16 protein-coding genes are annotated in these 17,481 nt (G+C 36.5%); all 16 read left to right on the forward strand.

What is annotated here, in order from left to right; genetic code table 11:
* Window positions 1-75 precede the first annotated feature (75 nt).
* The 16 genes from GHT08_RS03875 (at window position 76) to GHT08_RS03950 (ending at window position 17,462) form a co-directional block, all read left to right on the forward strand.
* Entirely contained in the window at window positions 76-795 is a 720-nt protein-coding gene (locus GHT08_RS03875; RefSeq protein ID WP_163579944.1) for a ClpP family protease, read from the forward strand.
* Window positions 792-1,013, forward strand: a complete 222-nt coding sequence (locus tag GHT08_RS03880; RefSeq protein WP_163579946.1) for a YlzJ-like family protein — start codon at window positions 792-794, stop codon at window positions 1,011-1,013. The genes GHT08_RS03875 and GHT08_RS03880 overlap by 4 nt, the downstream gene beginning before the upstream one ends.
* Before the next feature lie 124 nt (window positions 1,014-1,137).
* Window positions 1,138-3,450, forward strand: coding sequence for an FtsK/SpoIIIE family DNA translocase (locus GHT08_RS03885; RefSeq protein WP_163579948.1), 2,313 nt, complete (start codon window positions 1,138-1,140; stop codon window positions 3,448-3,450).
* A gap of 103 nt (window positions 3,451-3,553) precedes the next feature.
* On the forward strand, window positions 3,554-4,276 hold the full coding sequence (locus tag GHT08_RS03890; protein WP_163580092.1) for a GntR family transcriptional regulator: 723 nt from the start codon (window positions 3,554-3,556) through the stop codon (window positions 4,274-4,276).
* A 213-nt stretch (window positions 4,277-4,489) separates the two neighbouring features.
* Window positions 4,490-5,773: an EF-P 5-aminopentanol modification-associated protein YfmF gene (gene yfmF / locus GHT08_RS03895; RefSeq protein WP_163579950.1), complete on the forward strand. Its 1,284-nt coding sequence runs from the start codon at window positions 4,490-4,492 to the stop codon at window positions 5,771-5,773.
* Window positions 5,763-7,049: an EF-P 5-aminopentanol modification-associated protein YfmH gene (gene yfmH, locus GHT08_RS03900; protein ID WP_163579952.1), complete on the forward strand. Its 1,287-nt coding sequence runs from the start codon at window positions 5,763-5,765 to the stop codon at window positions 7,047-7,049. The genes yfmF and yfmH overlap by 11 nt, the downstream gene beginning before the upstream one ends.
* A gap of 9 nt (window positions 7,050-7,058) precedes the next feature.
* Window positions 7,059-7,778: an elongation factor P 5-aminopentanone reductase gene (ymfI, locus tag GHT08_RS03905; RefSeq protein ID WP_163579954.1), complete on the forward strand. Its 720-nt coding sequence runs from the start codon at window positions 7,059-7,061 to the stop codon at window positions 7,776-7,778.
* A gap of 144 nt (window positions 7,779-7,922) precedes the next feature.
* Window positions 7,923-8,180 carry a DUF3243 domain-containing protein gene (locus GHT08_RS03910; RefSeq protein ID WP_163579956.1) on the forward strand — a complete coding sequence of 86 codons (258 nt, stop codon included), beginning with the start codon at window positions 7,923-7,925 and terminating at the stop codon, window positions 8,178-8,180.
* Between the two features lie 261 nt (window positions 8,181-8,441).
* Complete coding sequence (locus GHT08_RS03915) at window positions 8,442-9,338, forward strand: helix-turn-helix domain-containing protein (protein ID WP_163579958.1); 897 nt, start codon at window positions 8,442-8,444, stop codon at window positions 9,336-9,338.
* A 344-nt stretch (window positions 9,339-9,682) separates the two neighbouring features.
* A complete protein-coding gene (gene pgsA, locus GHT08_RS03920; protein WP_163579960.1) occupies window positions 9,683-10,261 on the forward strand; it encodes a CDP-diacylglycerol--glycerol-3-phosphate 3-phosphatidyltransferase in 579 nt (192 codons plus the stop codon).
* Entirely contained in the window at window positions 10,261-11,508 is a 1,248-nt protein-coding gene (locus GHT08_RS03925; RefSeq protein WP_163579962.1) for a competence/damage-inducible protein A, read from the forward strand. The genes pgsA and GHT08_RS03925 overlap by 1 nt, the downstream gene beginning before the upstream one ends.
* A 194-nt stretch (window positions 11,509-11,702) precedes the next feature.
* Window positions 11,703-12,734: a recombinase RecA gene (gene recA / locus GHT08_RS03930; RefSeq protein WP_163579963.1), complete on the forward strand. Its 1,032-nt coding sequence runs from the start codon at window positions 11,703-11,705 to the stop codon at window positions 12,732-12,734.
* A gap of 720 nt (window positions 12,735-13,454) precedes the next feature.
* Window positions 13,455-15,014, forward strand: coding sequence for a ribonuclease Y (rny, locus tag GHT08_RS03935; protein ID WP_018934489.1), 1,560 nt, complete (start codon window positions 13,455-13,457; stop codon window positions 15,012-15,014).
* A 271-nt stretch (window positions 15,015-15,285) separates the two neighbouring features.
* Window positions 15,286-16,083 carry a TIGR00282 family metallophosphoesterase gene (locus GHT08_RS03940; RefSeq protein WP_163579965.1) on the forward strand — a complete coding sequence of 266 codons (798 nt, stop codon included), beginning with the start codon at window positions 15,286-15,288 and terminating at the stop codon, window positions 16,081-16,083.
* A gap of 124 nt (window positions 16,084-16,207) precedes the next feature.
* A complete protein-coding gene (locus tag GHT08_RS03945; RefSeq protein ID WP_003468886.1) occupies window positions 16,208-16,468 on the forward strand; it encodes a stage V sporulation protein S in 261 nt (86 codons plus the stop codon).
* A gap of 76 nt (window positions 16,469-16,544) precedes the next feature.
* Window positions 16,545-17,462, forward strand: coding sequence for a dipeptidase (locus GHT08_RS03950; protein ID WP_163579967.1), 918 nt, complete (start codon window positions 16,545-16,547; stop codon window positions 17,460-17,462).
* The last annotated feature ends 19 nt before the right edge of the window (window positions 17,463-17,481 follow it).

A 17,481-nucleotide genomic window follows, 5' to 3' on the forward strand; every position in this document is an offset into this window, starting at 1 on the left:
CTGTTAAGGGTACAGAATGAAATAAGCTAGGTGGTTCATACTAATTACTACTATGATGAAAAGGGGTAATTAGGTATGAAACAACAAAAACAAGAAACAAAAGAAAAAGAATCGCAATCATCATCACTTGTTGAAAAGATTCAACAGTTAGGACAATCCACCATACCGAATGCACCAGACTCTAATATTCATGTGTTATCCATCATCGGTCAAGTGGAAGGGCATGTTCAATTGCCGCCACAAAATAAAACAACCAAATATGAACATCTCATCCCACAGATAGTTGCAATCGAACAAAACCCGAAAATAGAAGGGCTAGTTGTGGTGTTAAATACAGTCGGTGGTGATGTCGAGGCAGGTCTTGCCTTATCAGAAATGATTTCATCACTATCTAAACCAACCGTTTCTGTTGTACTAGGTGGAGGTCACTCCATTGGTGTTCCGATAGCTGTATCAACCGATTATTCTTTCATTGCGCCATCAGCAACAATGACGATTCATCCAATTCGACTTACAGGACTTGTGATTGGTGTACCACAAACATTTGAATATATTGATAAAATGCAGGAACGAGTCCTTCAATTTGTAACTACTCATTCCAATATTAAGGAAGACAAATTAAAAGAATTAATGTTCGAAAAAGGAAATTTAACAAGGGATATTGGAACAAATGTGGTCGGAGAAGATGCTGTGAAGTACGGTTTAATTAATGAAGTTGGCGGTATCAGTGGAGCAATGTCAAAACTTAATGAGTTAATTGAGGGGAAAAAGGATTCTCAGGAGTTGATCCAATGATATTATATACACCGCTCAGTTATGAGGATGTCCATTATTCTGAACAAGATTACCAGCAATACGAAATTATTAGCTTCCAAAGCAAACCATGCTGTATCCAAAGATTAGAGAACGGTGATATGCGAATTGTTCAATTGTTATCTACAGATCCAAATGATTATTTAGCAGAACATTTCTCACCGGGAACGATTATTCCCAGTCAAGAAAATCTTCAATAGAATATTCGTTCTATTTTTGATTCTATGCTATAATAGAAATCGGAAATAGAGCTAATTAGACACCCTTGCTTACGAACAGCAAGGGTATTTCATACATATTAAAAGGGACTTGAGGAGTGTTTATATGGCAAAAAGAAAAAAAAGAAGAAAAAAACAACCCTTAAAAAATAATATAAAAAAAGAATTGCTCGGTTTATTATTAGTGTTTTTAGCTATATTCGGTAGTGGAGCTACTTTGATAAGCGATGGAGCTGTTTCATCATTATTGGAAAATATCTTTAGGTTTTTCTTCGGAAATTGGTATTTCCTTGTATCACTTTTTTTGTTAATTGTTGGGGTATTTCTTATGGTGAAACGAAAATGGCCAAAGTTATCAACCCGCAAATGGATAGGTACGTATTTAGTTTTGGCAGGTCTCTTGTTACTTACTCATATTCTTACGTTTCAAGAAGCATTTAGTCGAACAACTGATTATCCTTCAATTATAGGTCAAAGTTTTACATTTTACACAGATTATATTCAAGGCGACCGAGATACCTTTTTTCTAGGTGGAGGAATGATTGCAGCAATCATGTTTGCGATTAGCTACTTTCTTTTTTCTTTTTCTGGCGCAATGATTGTTGCTGCTTTTCTCATGTTAATAGGGATAATTGTGTTTAGCAATCTATCAATCGGGGATCTATTTTCAAAGGCTTTTCATAAATTACAAGAAAAGCTGGAGCAAAGTAAACAACGATTGGTAGAACGGAAGGAGAAAAGGCAAGAAAAAGAACTGGAAGAAAATAATGATATGTTACTTGAAAGTGACAAGGATACTAATGAAAGTGAACTACCAGCTATTGCATACGCAAATGAAGATCTAGAGATGACAGAGCAGGCAAATAATGAAGAAGAAATAGAGACGATAGATGCAGAAGAATTAGAAGTTAACGACGAGGTTAAAGAAGACAATTGGACTACATCTGAGTCAGAGCAACTACCGACAACAGTATTTGAGAACGAGGATTATCAATTACCAACAATGAACATACTAGAGCTTCCTAAAAACTTTGGTAAACAACAAGAAAAAACATACATACAACGAGTTGTTCGCAAATTAGAAAAAACCTTTCAAAGCTTTGGTGTAAAAGCACGGGTTACCAAAGTGCATGTTGGTCCATCGGTAACAAAATATGAAGTATACCCAGAAGCAGGTGTGAAAGTTAGTAAAATTGTGAACCTACATGATGATTTGGCACTTGCTTTAGCTGCTAAGGATATTCGTATTGAAGCACCTATTCCAGGGAAATCCGCTGTAGGAATAGAGGTGCCGAATGAAGAGACAGCTATGGTTACATTACGTGAAGTGCTAGAATCTAAAAAGAATCACATTCAGAATAAGTTGGCATTTGCTCTCGGTAAAGATATTGCTGGTGAATCTGTGATTGCAGAATTAAATAAAATGCCACACCTATTGGTTGCGGGCGCAACAGGAAGTGGTAAAAGTGTTTGTATTAACGGTATTATTACAAGCGTACTAATGAGAGCTAAACCACACGAAGTAAAAATGATGATGATTGACCCTAAAAAGGTTGAATTAAATGTTTACAATGGCATCCCCCATTTACTGACTCCAGTGGTAACAGATCCTAAAAAAGCTTCAAGAGCATTAAAAAAAGTAGTAGCCGAAATGGAAAGACGTTACGATCTGTTCTCAGAAACTGGTACACGAAATATAGAAGGGTATAATGAATATATTAAGCGACATAATGCAGCAGAAGAGGATCAGCAACCTCAGCTTCCTTATATTGTCGTCATTGTGGATGAGTTAGCTGATTTAATGATGGTTGCATCGAATGAAGTGGAAGATGCTATTACAAGGCTTGCTCAAATGGCACGAGCAGCAGGAATTCATTTGATTATTGCAACGCAACGTCCGTCTGTTGATGTCATTACGGGAGTTATTAAGGCGAATATTCCGTCACGTATAGCATTTAGTGTTTCATCACAAACTGATTCCAGAACCATTCTGGATTCTGGTGGAGCTGAAAAATTGCTAGGACGTGGAGATATGCTTTTTATCCCAGTTGGTTTATCCAAACCAGTCCGTATCCAAGGTGCCTTCTTATCTGATGAAGAAGTCGAGCGTGTCGTGGATCATTGTGTCGAGCAACAAAAAGCACAATATCAGGAAGAAATGATTCCGGAAGAAGAAACAGAAGTGGTCCAAGAGGTAGATGATGCCCTCTTTGATGATGCGGTGCAGTTAGTGCTGGAAATGCAAAGTGCCAGTGTTTCCATGCTACAAAGGCGTTTTCGGATTGGTTACACACGTGCAGCTCGATTAATAGATGCTATGGAGGATAGAGGAATTGTAGGTCCATACGAAGGTTCAAAACCTCGAACAGTTTTACAAAGTCAGGCATCAGATGACATGACAGCAAATTCGTCATCCTAGTACTAAAAATGCAAAAGAGACAAAATATTCTTTATTATTCGATCTAAAAGTGTTATATTTGTTTGTAATAAAAACAATGGATATAGATTGGTTGGGGGAAGCTATGTTATCTAATTTAAATAATGGATCTACTATTTCTGCGGTACATTATATAAAAAATTTAATAGAGGACGGGCATTATAAAGAAAAAGAAAAATTACCTACTGAGTATGAATTGGCAAAAAATTTAGGTGTAACACGTAAAGAAATTCAAGATGCCATTACCATTTTAGAAGAAGAAAATATCTTAATTCAAAGACCTGGTGTTGGTGTTTTCGTACACGCAAAACCGATTCTATCCTCAGGTATTGAGCAGCTAGGTAGTGTTACCGAAATGATACAAAAATCAGGAAAAAAGCCTGGTGTACAATATATATCTGCAGAAATTACAGAACCAACTTATGAAGATAAGCGTCGCTTTGATCCATTGGAAATTGAAAAATTTGCACAGTTAGAACGAGTACGTACAGCAGATGGTGATCCAGTAGTTTATTGTATAGATAGAGTAGATCAACGTATTATGCCATTAGAATTAATTCACAGTCAGGAATCTATATTTCAAGCTTTAAAAACATATGCAAAAAAAGAAATAGATTATGCTGTAGCTTATATTGAACCAATCGGTTATCATGAAAGAATTTCACCTATTTTAAATTGTGAACCAGATCAGGCACTGTTATTATTACGACAAATGCATTATACAAAAGAAAACGAACCAGTATTATATTCAGCTAACTTTTTTAGAGCGGATGTATTTAGTTTTTACGTCTTAAGAAAAAGATTATAAAGTGAGTCTTCTCTAGAAAAGTAAGAAGTCTCATAAGCAAGCTTAAGAACCCGTTTAGACTCAACAAGACGGGTTTTTAAGCTTTTCGTATAGTTTGAAATGCAATCATTTGCTTAAAATACTTTGGAGACAACTTCCCTATTTAGCATAATATTTGGATTTTTTTGATAGAATATAGAAGACAACAAAAATAAAATTCAAAGGAGTAGAGTTATGGCTGAAACTTTAGAGCGAATCATCCCGAGAGAAGGGTATGATTTACATCTTATACATACAAAGAAATTTAAAACGATTCACTTATCATTAAAATTTACGTCAAATTTAACAAGAGATAATATTACGAAAAGAGCGTTACTTCCTTACATTTTACAACAAGGTACAGAGAATTATCCTACCGCTATACAATTACGACAACAGCTTGATGAATTATATGGTACCGTATTAGCGGTTGACAGTAGTAAAAAAGGGGAGAATCATATCTTTACGATTCGGTTAGAATTGCCGAATGAACAATATATTGCTGGTTCTCAGGATTTATTAGATAAAGGAATTGCCTTTCTTCGGGAAATTATTTATCAACCAAAATTAGTGAACCAAGCATTTGATCCTAAAATTGTTGCTCGTGAAAAAGAAACATTACGCAGCAAGATAGAATCACTAAAAGAAGATAAAATGAGTTTTGCGAATACACGGATGATTGAGGAAATGTGTAAAGAAGAGGCATATCGTTTACGAGTGCATGGTTATGAAGAAGATTTGGATAAGATTACAGCAGATGACCTTTATGCTTATTATCAGCAAATATTGAGTCATGATCACCTCGATATTTTTGCAGTTGGTGATATTGACGGGTTAGATGTTGAGGAAAAAATTACAGCACTCGTAGAAGAGCGACAGCAGCAACCAATCGAAAAAGCGATGAGAGTAACAAAAGATAATGAACAAACACTGATAGAAGATGATGATATCAAGCAAGCTAAATTACATTTTGGTTATCGCACAAATATTACGTTTAATGATGAAGATTATCCAGCATTACATGTTTTTAATGGTTTGTTTGGCGGATTTCCAAGTTCTAAATTATTTATGAATGTGAGGGAAAAGCATAGCTTAGCCTATTATGCAGCATCCCGAATTGAAAGTCACAAAGGGTTAATGTTTGTCTTTAGTGGAATTGCGCCTGAACAGTATGAAAAAGCTAAAACGATCATATTGGAACAAATGGAGCAAATGCGTAATGGTGAGTTTAGTGATGATCAACTAAGCGAAACGAAAGAAATGACTGTTAATCAGTTACGGGAAACATTAGATAACCCTCAAGGGATGATCGAATTACATTATCAAAGTGTATTGGCAAAATCATCGATCACACCAGAACAATTGTTAAAAAAAGTAAACACTGTTACGAAAGAACAAGTAATTAATGTTGCTAATAAAATCAAGCTTGACACGATATATTTGTTGACGAGTAAGGAGGCGGAACAAAGTGAAGCATAAACATTATCAGCAAATTGAAGAAAATATATATGCAGAAACACTTTCGAATGGTTTACGTGTTTTTATTTTACCGAAGCAAGAAATGGCAAAAACGTTTGCTATTTTTACAACTAATTACGGTTCGATTGACCAAAGCTTTGTTCCTTTAAATGAACAGGATTTACAGACAGTTCCTGATGGGATTGCCCATTTTTTAGAGCATAAATTATTTGAAAAAGAAGATCGTGATGTATTTCAAGATTTTTCAAAACTGGGTGCCTCCGCAAATGCATTCACTTCTTTTACCAAAACAGCTTATTTATTCTCGGCAACATCAAAGGTTCGAGAGAGTTTACAAACACTTGTAGATTTTGTCCAGGACCCTTATTTTTCTGAGCAATCTGTTGAAAAAGAGAAAGGGATTATCGCGCAAGAAATACGTATGTATGATGATCAACCAGATTGGCGAGCATTTTTTGGAACGATTAAAAGTCTCTATCACCATCATCCCGTGCAAATTGATATCGCTGGGACAGTGGAATCGATTCATAACATAACAAAAGATGATTTATATACGTGCTATCACACCTTTTATCATCCTAATAATATGGTGTTGTGTATTGCTGGAAATGTCGATCCAGAAGAAACAATGGCATTTATAAAGGATAACCAAGCCAAAAAAGACTTTGAAGCACCACAACCGATCACCAGAAAATTTCCAGATGAACCAAAGGAAGTCGCGGAAAAGGAATTAACGATCACCATGCCAGTTTCTGTTCCGAAAGCCTTGGTCGGAATAAAAGAAAATGTTATTCCTGAAGACCCAAAAGAATTTATGGAAAAAGAATGGTTAATGGATATCGTATTAGATCACTTATTCTCTAAAAGTGGTGTAGCATATGAACGATTGTATGAAGAAGGGTTAATTGATCAATCATTTAGTAGTGAGTCGCATTTAGAACGTAATTTCGGTTTTAGTATTATAGGTGGAAATACCAAAGATCCGGAAAAATTAGCACAAAGAATAAAACAAGAGTTGTTAAATCTCCAATCCACTTCCATGGATCATCAAAGTTTCGAGCGGATAAAACGCAAGAAAATCGGCCAACTATTACGTGCAATGAATTCATTGGAATTCATTGCTAATCAATACACGCATTATCAATTATTAGGGATTGATTTCTTTGAAAGTATCGATTGGTTGGAAAAGTTGACACATGCTGATATGCTGGATTTCACTCGAGATTGGATTAAAGAAGAACAACTTTCTACTTGTTTTGTCAAAGCAGATGAATAGAGGATAACAATGGAGAAGAGAACGATCATTACTGGTGCAAGTGGGGAAATTGGGATGGCGATTGCCAACCAATTAGCAAATCAAGGCCATTCGCTTTTTTTGCATTATAACCGGAACAAAACAGCAATAGAGCAACTACTGGAGCAAATACCGAGAGATCAAATATTGGATGTGGTTCAATCAGATTTAGCGACGAGTGAAGGCTTGGCTCAATTTATCAAACAAGTACCGCATGATATGGATCACCTGGTTTATACGAGCGGAAAGGCTTATTTTGGCTTATTTCAAGATATGGCTGAACATGATATGGACGCTATGCTCCAATTACATGTGAAATCTCCTTGGAAAATAACACAGGCATTAATTCCTGCTATGGTACGAAATAAATTTGGACGGATTATCTTGATTTCTTCGATTTGGGGGGAAATTGGTGCGAGCTGTGAAGTAGCCTATTCTACCGTGAAAGGCGCTCAAAATGCTTTTATCAAATCCTTAGCAAAAGAGTTAGGTCCAAGTAATGTTTATGTAAATGGAGTTAGTCCTGGTTTTATTGATACTAAAATGAATCAAGCTTTGAGCGCTGAAGAAAAACAAGAGTTGATTCAAGACATTCCCTTACAAAGAGCAGGGAAACCAGAGGATGTTGCAGATGCTGTACAATTTCTTTGTAGTAAGCAATCTAAGTATATACAAGGTGAACTCATTCGAGTTAATGGTGCATGGGGATGATTATTGATTATCATGGTGCTAAAACTTCTGTATGACCGATACTTCAAGTTACAGATAGTTCACTTTATCTTCCTATTGTTAGTATGCATATTTTAATCAAAATATCGAAAGATACTAATGTATGCTGATAAAGGAGGAATGAACATGTCTGTAATTGACAACTTTGAGTCATGGAAGGATTTTTTAGGAGATCGATTGCATGATGCACAAAATAATGGTATAAGTAATCAAGCAATTTCAGAGCTTGCCTACGATATTGGTAACTATTTATCAACAGAAGTGCAAGCTAAAAACGATCAAGAGAAAATGTTACGTGACTTGTGGAATGCAGCTGATGAGAGAGAACAGCATGCCATTGCAAATATTATGGTAAAGCTTGTTCAAAACGAAGGTTCGAAATAACGTAGAATGATACCCTATAAAGCATATTTATATGTTTTATAGGGTTTTTAACTTTATGGTCATGTCTTTCTTTATTAAAATTTCTTTAATTTGTAAGATTTCATGTATATTATCACTTTTCAATCGTTTTATTTTAAGATATGATTAAGATATGTTGTTTAAAATGAAACATATTAGAGTAAATAAACGTCAGCTATTATAGAGTACGTTATCATATACAGTTCGATTAATATAGATTAATGATTGATGGATGGTGTTAAGATGGGAATCGGAGAAAGACTAAAAGAAGAACGTGAAAGTAAAAATATGTCACTAGATGATGTTCAAAATCTTACCAAAATACAAGTAAGGTATTTGGATGCGATAGAACAGGAACGATTTAATGTTATGCCCGGTTCTTTTTATGTACGGGCTTTTATTAAGGAATATGCAACAATACTTGGCTTAAACCCGGATGAATTAATGGAAGAGTACAAAAATGATTTACCTTTTGAGAAAGAGGAAAATATAGCACTTTCTAGAGTGAAGAGCAGTAAAAAAAATAAACCAACAACCAAAACACCAGCGATTTTTTCGCTATTACCGAGTGTAATTGTAGTTTTATTGATCATTGGTATTGTCGTATTGGTTTGGTTATTTAGACAAGGTTATTTTGCCGGAGATGAAGGAGGTCCGACTCCGGCAGGTAATGATGATAATACAGCGGGAGAATCCGTGCAATTACCGCCAACTCAGGATACGTCACCACGTCAAGACGAAGAAAGTGAAGGCAGTGAATCCTCAGATGAAGAACAAGTAGAAGAGGATGAGCCCGAGGAACCAGAACAGGAAACAGAGGTATCCTTGGATAACTATGAAAATAACGAGTCTTACTATAACTTGACAACAACTGAAGATAATGTCAATTTAGTGATTACTACTGAAAATAGAAATTGGCTTGAAATCGCAGATGAAACAGGTAACAGTCTATATGAAAAAACATTTAGTACTGATGAAAGCCCATTGGAGCTTGATGTTTCAGATGTTGAAGAGTTATATTTAAGGTTTGGGGAACCACAATCCATCAATATTGAATTGAATGGTGAAGAACTTGAGTTATCTGACGAGATACAAGCATCCCAAATTCAAAGAGCTTGGATTACGATTGAAAAACAATAAACACTATTTCATAACCCTCTTTTGATTGATAAAGAGGGTTATGTTTTCAGAAAATAAAACAATGTACATAAATCATAAAATACGAAGTAACGAGGATCACCAGAATCTGGGTCGAGCGGACATTTGTTCCGTTATTTGTGACAAAAGTGGGTTTTTTATGCTGTTTGTGGACATCTATTCCGCTATTCATCAAAAATAACGCTAATTTTGGATGAAAAGACTCGAATAAGCGATTAAATGTCTGCTCAATACTAGCTCACAGTTGTTACCTGTTCTGATTCAGTGATGAGCTGAATCTGCCGGGTTTAGTTTGGTTTTCTTAAAAAATGAAGGAGTGTTAAGTAATGAATATACCTAATCGAATAACTTTATCGCGCATTATGCTGATACCTTTTTTTATTTTATTATTATCCTATCCATTTGATTGGGGAGTATGGCAGGTTGCTAATCAGTCCATTCCTATTGCCCATTTAGTTGCTGTCATTATTTTTGCGGTAGCCTCAGCAACGGATTGGCTAGATGGATATTATGCTCGGAAATATCAGTTAGTGACAAATCTGGGGAAATTTCTTGACCCAATGGCAGATAAGTTATTAGTCTCTGCCGCATTTATATTGTTAGTTGCTTGGGATATGGCACCTGCTTGGGTAGTGATTATTATTATTAGTCGTGAATTTGCAGTTACAGGGTTGCGACTTGTTGCAGCAGGAGAAGGAAATGTACTTGCTGCTGGACAGCTTGGCAAATTGAAAACAGTTCTGCAAATAGCTGCGATCATTTTCTTGTTGCTCCATAATGTACCGTTTTCTGCACTTGGACTACCAATTGATACTATTTTGTTATATGCTGCTTTAATCATTACGATTGTTTCAGGAGTAGAATATTTTGTGAAAAATTGGCATGTAATGGGAGAATCTAAATAATGACTGAAGTAAAAGCAGAACTTATTTCAGTAGGTACAGAGCTATTGTTAGGACAAATTGTTAATACAAATGCAGCCTGGATCTCAGAACAGTTAGCGGATAAGGGAATCTCTGTTTATTATCATTCAGCAGTAGGTGATAATTTTAATCGCTTAGCCGACGTTTTTCGTGAAGCTGGAAAAAGATCTGATCTTGTTTTCATAACAGGAGGTCTAGGTCCGACAGAAGATGATCTTACAAGAGAGGCATTTCAACATATATCAGGTTTAGAAATCATAGAAGATCAAGATACATTAAATAAAATGGAAGCTTTTTTTATCAAAAATAGTCGTATGATGACACCGAATAATCGTAAGCAAGCGCATGTGTTTAAAGGTTCAAAGGTGTTGCATAATTCTGTCGGAATCGCACCAGGAATCATCGCAGACTATAATCAAACACTTTGGGTGTTTATGCCAGGTGTGCCACGGGAAATGAAAGCAATTATGACAGAAGGTGTATTACCCTTTCTAACTGATGCATTAGCTTTAAATACAGTGATCAAATCTCGCATGTTACACTTTATTGGGATTGGCGAATCTCAATTAGAACATGAGCTTAGAGATTTAATATCGAGTCAAACTAATCCTACGATTGCTCCTTTAGCATCTGAAGGAGAAGTAGCTTTACGACTTACTGCTAAGGCGGAAAATAATCAAGAGGCAGAGCAACTGATTGATCAGATAGAACTAAAGATAAAAGAACAAGTCGGACAATACCTTTATGGCTATGACAATATTGGTATCGAAAAGAAAGTATTTGAATTATTGAAGAAAAAACAGTTGACGATGGCTAGTGCTGAAAGCTTGACGGGAGGTGCTTTTGCCTCTAAAGTAGTGGATCAAGGTGGAGCATCAGCAATATTTAATGGTGCAGCTGTTGTATATCAACCTTTCTCCAAGATTTCGGCATTAAAGATGAATGATGAGCTTATTACAGCTTATGGAACCGTTAGTAGACAGTGTGCCGAAGCTATGGCGTTACAAGTAAAGAAAGTCTATCAGTCAAAACTTGGTATTAGTTTCACTGGCGTAGCTGGACCGGAAGAATTGGAAAATCAGCCTGTTGGCACGGTTTATATCTCTATATGTGATGCAAGTGATCAGTACTACACGGAAAAATTTCGATTTAATGGTGACCGTCAAGCAATTCGAAATCGCGCGGTTAAAAAAGCATTTGAATTGCTATTTTATCATCTTAAAATATGAAAATATTTATTAACATAAACAGAAAAGCATTTTTTCTAGAGGATTAATGAAAGGGAAAATGCTTTTCATCAGGCGTTTTATCCATAATTGTTTTTATTGTTATGAAAATAACGGGAACATTTATTCGTTTTTTTACTTGTGAAACGAGCCAAAAGATTGTAAGATAGTAATAGTGATATGAAGGAGGAATTAATGTGAGTGATAGAAAACAAGCCTTAGATATGGCGTTAAAACAAATTGAAAAACAGTTCGGTAAAGGCTCCATTATGAAGCTTGGTGAACAGGCAGAACAAAAAGTAGCAACCGTTTCAAGTGGCTCCATTGCAGTAGACGTTGCATTAGGTGTTGGTGGTTACCCACGTGGACGTGTAGTTGAAATATATGGACCAGAATCATCTGGTAAAACAACAGTATCTCTTCATGCCATTGCTGAAGCACAACGAGCAGGTGGACAAGCTGCATTTATCGATGCGGAGCATGCGCTGGACCCGGTATATGCAAGAAAATTAGGTGTTAATGTGGATGAGCTATTGTTATCTCAACCTGATACTGGTGAACAAGCTTTGGAAATTGCTGAAGCTCTTGTTCGTAGTGGTGCCGTTGATATTATTGTTATTGACTCTGTAGCTGCCTTAGTACCAAAAGCGGAGATTGAAGGGGAAATGGGTGATGCTCACGTCGGTTTACAAGCACGTTTGATGTCTCAAGCGTTACGTAAATTATCAGGTGCAATCAATAAATCCAAGACTACGGCTATATTTATCAACCAAATCCGTGAAAAAGTCGGTGTGATGTTCGGTAATCCGGAAACAACTCCTGGTGGTAGAGCATTGAAGTTCTATTCTTCCGTTCGATTGGAAGTAAGACGTGCAGAAACGTTAAAAGTAGGAAATGATATGGTTGGTAACAAAACACGTATTAAAATCGTAAAAAATAAAGTAGCGCCGCCATTCAAACAAGCTGAGGTTGACATTATGTATGGTGAAGGTATATCTCGTGAAGGGGAAATACTAGATATAGGATCTGACTTGGATATCGTGATGAAAAGTGGTGCCTGGTACTCTTATAACGATGAAAGACTTGGCCAAGGGCGTGAAAATGCTAAACAATTCTTAAAAGAAAATCCTGCTGTAGCAGAGGAAATCTATCGCTCTATTCGAGCCCACTATGATATAGAAGATGGTAACGAAGAAGAAGAGCTCCAAGAAAGTTTACTAGAGGAATAAAGAAAAACTCTGTAGTCTGTGAATAGACTGCAGAGTTTTTCTTCTTTTAAACCATAGGTATGACAATTTTTTTAGATTTCAATGACATATTTTAGTGCTTCCATGAGATAATAATCCAGATTTCTACCTCTGATATAGGTTGTAGAGTAGTACTTAAAGTAGGCCGCCCCACGGAAAGGGAAGTGGGCAAGCCGCAGCAGTTGTTACGCCTATTATTCATGTCAAAATAACTACTTTGCACAGGACCGGCGGGGTTTGCCGGTTTTTCTAAAAAGGTAAGAAAGCATAAAATTGGTTGCCTGTCTAGCTCCGAGCGCCCAGAAACTAGGCGACTTCACGAATCGCCCTACGATAAGTCATCATCGGTTCGTAAACTCACCGTGATTCCTTTATCTCAGTTGATTCTGAAGCCGCTACGTTTCTAGACGGGCGCTCTGCGCTTTTCTAATGGGATGATGTTTTTCGAAGGAAGAGAAGAGAAATAAGAGAAGTTACTTTCATTTTCCAGTTACAAATGAATAAGGTTATAGATTCGGGTAAATATTTCTAATTTCACTTATCTGTGCAAAAACTTTACAATCCTTGACATCCAAGTAATAGAAGATTAAAATTAACATGTATAATTCATATATTATTATACATTTAAATTTTTAAAAATGTATTATTGTACATGCCGACTTAAAAAAATTGTACAAGTTTATAGCAAGAGGAGGTGAAAGTATGGATACTGTAGCGATCATCATCTCCATTTTGCTTACATTTGTCGGTATTGTTGTTGGTTATCTGATTAGAAAGAAAATTGCAGAGAAGAAAATTTCGAGTGCAGAAGAATTAGCAAAACAAATTGTGGAAGAGGGCTATAAAAACGCTGAAGTTGCGAAGAAAGAAGCATTACTAGAAGCGAAGGACGAAAACCATAAAATTCGTCAACAAGCGGATGAAGAGCTTAGAGAACGTCGAGCAGAAATTCAAAAGCTTGAAAGTCGTCTCATGCAAAAGGAAGAAAACCTCAATCGTAAGGATCAAACTTTAGACAAGCGTGAGTTATTGTTAGAAAAGAAAGAAGGTTCGCTTACAGAAAAACAACAACAAATTGAAGAAATGGAAAGCAAAGTTGGAGCAATGTTAAGCGAGCAACAAGCAGAATTAGAACGGATATCAGGATATACCACGGATCAAGCAAAACAAATTATTTTGCAACGTGTGGAAGAAGAAGTTACTCATGAATCAGCAATGATAATTAAAGAGGCAGAAAATCGTGCGAAAGAAGAAGCAGATAAAAAAGCGAAAGATATCTTATCTCTCGCACTACAACGATGTGCTGCTGATCATGTTGCAGAAACCACTGTTTCCGTTGTCAATCTTCCGAATGATGAGATGAAAGGTCGAATTATTGGGCGAGAAGGGCGCAATATTCGAACTTTAGAAACACTAACAGGTATTGATCTAATAATTGACGATACACCAGAGGCAGTAATTCTATCTGGTTTTGATCCAATTCGTCGAGAGATTGCTCGAATTGCATTAGAGAAATTAGTGCAGGATGGGCGAATTCACCCCGCGAGAATTGAAGAGATGGTGGATAAATCAAGACGTGAAGTCGATGAATATATTCGTGAATATGGAGAACAGACAACCTTTGAAATAGGAGTTCATGGTCTTCATCCTGATTTAGTGAAGATATTAGGGCGATTGAAATATCGAACTAGCTATGGACAAAATGTTTTAAAACACTCAACGGAAGTAGCTTATTTATCCGGTCTATTAGCTGCTGAGCTCGGAGAAGATCAAACACTGGCTAGACGTGCCGGTTTATTACATGACATTGGTAAAGCAATCGATCATGAAGTGGAAGGCAGCCACGTAGAAATCGGTAAAGAACTAGCAACGAAATACAAAGAAAATGATGTCGTTATTAATGCAATTGCTTCACACCACGGAGACGAAGAAGCAACATCTGTTATTTCGGTAATCGTTGCTGCAGCAGATGCACTTTCAGCTGCTCGTCCAGGTGCAAGAAGTGAGACATTAGAAAATTACATTAAACGTTTAGAAAAATTAGAAGAAATTTCAGAATCATATGCAGGTGTTGAAAAATCATTTGCAATTCAGGCTGGTAGAGAAATTCGTATCATCGTCAAACCAGACGAAATTGATGATGCAGAATCTACCAAGATCGCAAGAGATATTCGTAAACGAATTGAAGATGAGTTGGATTATCCAGGTCATATAAAGGTAACCGTAATCCGAGAAACTCGTTCAGTAGAATATGCGAAATAGAGAGGCTTTCATAGTCTCTCTATTTTTATGTTTATTATGGAACTATACATCTCTTGACATCGACTTCAAGTAACATAAGGATAACAGTTGCTAATCCCCTGGTAAGCATAGCTAATAATCAGTAAGGGTGAATCATAGACTCACTTTATATTGCTTATTCTTTACTATACTAATCATATGAATAAGTCTAGGTAAGGTGGTGCATCAAACTTTGACTTTTAGAAAATAATGTGCAAAACTATGGGTACTTAAAATAGAAAGGTAGACGTAGATGAAGATTTTATTTATTGGTGACATTGTAGGTTCACCAGGAAGAAATATGGTACAAGAGTATTTACCAAAATTAAAAGCAAAGTATCAACCACATGTAACGATTATTAACGGTGAAAATGCAGCAGCAGGAAAAGGCATTACCGAGAAAATTTATAAAAGCCTACTTGAGTGGGGGGCGCAAGCACTTACTATGGGCAATCATACCTGGGATAAGCGGGAAATATTTAATTTTATTGATGATGCCACTTACATGGTTCGACCAGGTAATTTACCGCCTGATACACCCGGAAATGAGATTGTCTACATTAAATCAAATGGAAAAGAGATAGCAGTTATCAATTTGCTTGGCAGGACGTTTATGCAGCCAGTTGATGATCCGTTTCGTAAAATAGATGAATTGATTAATGAGGCAAAAAAGCGTACTAATATTATTTTTGTTGACTTTCACGCAGAAGCCACAAGCGAAAAGCAAGCTTTTGGATGGTATGCTGATGGTAAAGCAAGTGTAGTTGTAGGTACACATACCCATGTGCAAACGGCAGATAATCGTATATTACCTAATGGGACAGGTTATATAACGGATGTTGGAATGACTGGACCTTATGACGAGATATTAGGAATGGAGAGAGAAGCTGTGATCAAGAAGTTCCTTACTGGATTGCCTGTCCGTTTTGAGGTACCAAAATCAGGACGCGCCCAATTAAGTGGAGTATTAATCGATATCGATAATTCTTCAGGAAAGGCAGTAAAAATTGATCGAATACAAATAAATGATGATCATCCGTTCTTCTCCTAAGCCTTGCCACCAGCGAAAGATTTGAAATTTCGACGACTATCCTTCATAATAAAAAGGAATATATTGCAATATCATGAATATAGTAAAAGTGGAATAACAATAGCAATTGAAGGAGGTACCAGGAATGGACATATTAAAAGTTTCAGCAAAATCAAACCCGAATTCTGTAGCAGGCGCACTTGCAAATGTATTACGTGAACGTGGTTCAGCGGAAATCCAAGCGATAGGTGCCGGTGCACTTAATCAGGCAGTGAAAGCAGTTGCAATCGCACGTGGTTTTGTTGCTCCAAGTGGAGTGGATCTCATTTGTATTCCAGCTTTTACTGATATTATGATTGATAATGAAGAGCGTACAGCTATAAAGTTAATTGTCGAGCCGAGATAATACGGAATATTAGTAACCTGTTTGTTAATAGACAAACAGGTTTTTAAATGTCTATTTTTAGCAGGGAGTGGAGTAGATGATTATCGATTGTCATTGTGATGCATTGTCTAAAATGTGGTTGCACCATGTCAATTTTGACGATGATTCCGTCCTAGATGTAAATTATCAGAAATGGATGCAAAGTCCAGTAAAAGTGCAGTGTTTTGCTATTTATATTCCTGAACACACTCCTACAGAATCGAAATTTGCTGTGGCATTACATATGATAGACCTTTTTTTTGAGAGAATTATTAAACCGTTTTCTAATATCCGCTTTGTTCAAACGAAGGAAGATATAGAAAGCCTGAAACCGAATGAAAAAGGTGCGATGCTAACCTTAGAAGGACTGGATTGTATTGGGGCGGATCTGTACAAACTGAGAATACTTCTTCAGCTAGGTGTGAAGATGATTGGTATGTCCTGGAATCATGTAAATCTAGCTGTAGACGGGATAGAAGAGCCAAGAGGTAGTGGGATTAGTTCGCTGGGGAGAAAAGTTATTGAGTTGGCTAATCAACATAAGACATGGATCGATCTCGCACACATTTCGGAGCAAGGATTTGATGAAGCAGTAGAACTTAGTGACCATTTGATAGTCTCTCATGCAAACAGTCGATCTGTTTGTGCACATTCTCGTAATCTAACGGAACAACAAGTACGTAAAATCATTAATTACAACGGATTAATAGGTGTTACTTTCGTCCAATATTTTGTGACAGCCAATCATCGTGCTACTATAGATGACCTTCTGCGACATATATCCTTTTTTATAAGTGTTGGTGGAGAAGATCATCTCGTATTTGGGTCTGATTTCGATGGAACAGACCAATTTGTAGAAAATTTGTCTTCTATCAATCAGTATGGCTACTTACAAGCTGCAATGAAACGAAAATTTCCTGCGTCCATTGTAGAAAAAATTAGTTATCAAAATTTTATCAACCATTTTCCAGAATAATTGCTAAAATATCAATTAA

The organism is Gracilibacillus saliphilus (genome assembly GCF_010994085.1).
GTDB lineage: Bacteria > Bacillota > Bacilli > Bacillales > Amphibacillaceae > Gracilibacillus > Gracilibacillus lacisalsi.